2 protein-coding genes are annotated in these 2,105 nt (G+C 49.3%); both read right to left on the bottom strand.

The genetic code is table 11. The features are described 5' to 3' along the window. Positions 1-124: 124 nt before the first annotated feature. Positions 125-1,021, bottom strand: a complete 897-nt coding sequence (locus QCH34_RS11325; protein WP_300334227.1) for a response regulator — start codon at positions 1,019-1,021, stop codon at positions 125-127. Continuing rightward, the coding region (locus QCH34_RS11330) for a histidine kinase dimerization/phosphoacceptor domain -containing protein (RefSeq protein WP_300334230.1) at positions 1,018-2,105 on the bottom strand (1,088 nt) is incomplete at its 5' end. The genes QCH34_RS11330 and QCH34_RS11325, both read right to left, overlap by 4 nt.

Raw genomic sequence — 2,105 nt, forward strand, 5'->3', positions numbered from 1 at the left:
CCGGGTGCGCCTGATCGCAGAATCGATCTCAGAGAGGGCAAAATACTCTGTCATTCTTCAATCGTTCGTTATGGCTTCAGATAAAGGTGATGATAAACAGGATGGGGGAGAATAGAGTCCTGATTTAACGAGATCCCTGAGATGCATCCTTAAGATCGTCAAAAAAGTCCGATGTTACCAGATCATCCAGATCACCCAGATCATCAAGGCTGACCTCCTCGATGCTTTTTCCCGGGAAGAGCCGTTTCATCAGCATATCCGAATACTTCCGTAACCTCTCCTCCATCACCTTCATCTTGCTTGTATCATGGATATGGACGGCATACTTGCGGACAGTCCCATCGGGATCGAAGATCGGATGAATACCAATATCATACCATGATCCTGCAAACTCCTCCTCGTAATTCAGGGAATAATTCATGATAGGGGGCAGCGTTTTGCCTGCCATCGTCGGGGAGAGATACCCGGATTCAACCATCTCCGATACCGCTGATCCTATCAACTCGTCAACCCCTCTTCCAGCACGTTTTGCCAGTGCTTCATTCACTGCTATGAAGGAGCCATCCCTGTCGATGAGGAAATGGAGATCACGGGTCTCATTCAGGAGCACACGGATGATCTCCGCCTGTTCGCGGACGATCCTGTCCATCGCATTCTTGTAAAATGCCATCGCGATGGTTGTCTTTAGCTCCTGCTCCCGGACAGGCTTCAGGATATAGCCATATGGTTCGGTGAGTTTTGCTTCATTGATATATTGATCATCTGAGAATGCCGTCAAAAAAATGACAGGAATATGATAGTTCTTCCGTATCTCTTCAGCAGCTTCAATCCCCGTCATCTCACCCGCGAGCATGATATCCATCATGATGAGATCAGGCTTCAGCTCTTCTGCCTTTTGTACTGCCAGTTCTCCTGCCCTGGCAATCCCGCAGACCGAATAGCCCATATCCTCAAGACTGCTCTTCAATGCCATCGAGGTGATGGCTTCATCTTCAACTATCAATATTGTCGCTTTCGTCATTCTGATACTCCTCCATCAGGTTCAATCGGGAAGATGATCTCAAAGAGTGTTCCTTCCTCCCTCTTCATCGAGATACTGCCCATCAACTGCATCACAAGGCTGGTGACAAGCCGCATGCCAAGCGATACTGTCTGTGTATAGTCAAGATCTTCGGGGAAACCAACCCCGTCATCGCTGAACCGGTATACCATCTCATTATCCCGCCTCTCCATAGTAATGGTGATCGTCCCTTTCCTTCCATCCGGATACCCGTGTTTCAGGGAGTTCGTCAGTAACTCGTTCGTTATCAGGCTGAGGGGAACAGCTTTGTCAATTGAGAGGTGGATCCCATCGGCATGAATCAGGAGGCTGACTGTTCCGGATCTGATCTCGCGGGAGGTGATTATTGTTTCACACATTGTCCTGAGATACTGGCCATAATTAATGCGGGAGAGGCTCTCAGACTGGTACAGCTTCTCATGGACGAGTGCGATTGAGAAGACCCGGTTCTCACTCTCCCGGAAGAGCTCGCGAATGGTCGGATCATCGATCGTCTTTCTCTGGAGCATCAGAAGGCCTGAGATCACCTGCATATTGTTCTTCACACGATGGTGGATCTCTTTTAAAAGGGTCTCCTTTTCACGAAGAGAGCGCTTCGTCTCTTCATCCCTCTTCTTCTTCTCACTGATATCATGGAAGATGCTTGTGCATTTCCCATCCTTTGAGCAGTATACCGATACCTCGAAGGTTTTATCCCGGCCAGCCTCCTCATGTTCAAAAACCTGCGATTCTCCTGTTTTGGCTGCCTCTGCATAGTATTCCATCAGCACCGGCTCCATCTCAGGAAGAACATCATGCAGACTCTTTCCTGTAATTATCTCAGGCGATAGTCCGGTAATTTTTGAAAAGGCAGGGTTCACCTCGACAAAACGGCAGTCACGCGGCCTGCCATCCGGATCCGTGACCAGCTCCTGGTGGGCATACCCATCATGCATCGATTCAAAGAGCGATCTATACCGCTTCTCGCTCTCCTGGAGCGCCTCCTCGTCTGCCATCTTCCGCTCGGTGATGTCAATAGCAGTTTTCAGACGGACATAGCGGCCAT

The organism is Methanocalculus sp., assembly GCF_029762515.1.
Classification (GTDB): Archaea; Halobacteriota; Methanomicrobia; order Methanomicrobiales; family Methanocorpusculaceae; genus Methanocalculus.

Bases quoted from the DNA above. Each gene is read 5' to 3' on its own strand.
- QCH34_RS11325 (WP_300334227.1), bottom strand. From the start codon at position 1,021: ATGACGAAAGCGACAATATTGATAGTTGAAGATGAAGCCATCACCTCG.